This is a genomic window from Solihabitans fulvus (assembly GCF_008386585.1).
In the GTDB taxonomy this organism is placed as follows: Bacteria; Actinomycetota; Actinomycetes; order Mycobacteriales; family Pseudonocardiaceae; genus Solihabitans; species Solihabitans fulvus.
The window spans coordinates 1-201 of record NZ_VUOB01000172.1 but is presented as its reverse complement, the minus strand read 5'-3'; the positions used below and the strand labels follow the sequence as shown (position 1 = coordinate 201).

Annotated in this window: 1 pseudogene; it reads right to left on the bottom strand. The window is 70.6% G+C overall.

Annotated elements, in window-relative coordinates:
* Positions 1-201: pseudogene (locus tag F0L68_RS43025) on the bottom strand (penicillin-binding transpeptidase domain-containing protein); the annotation flags it as partial.

Below are 201 nucleotides of genomic sequence, written 5' to 3'. Positions count from 1 at the left end.
CCCAGTTCAGCGTGACGCTGGCCTCCGCCGACTTCGAGTCGCCGGAGGCGTCCCTGACCTGGTCGACGGTGGTCGTCATGCCGGCAGGCTTGAGCGCGCCGCGCACGGAGTCCAGCAGCGCCTTGGCCGAGTTCGCGTCGTCGGTGAGCCCTGCGGTGGCCTGGGTGTCCCCGCTCGCGAGTTTGCCGAGGAAGTCCTTGG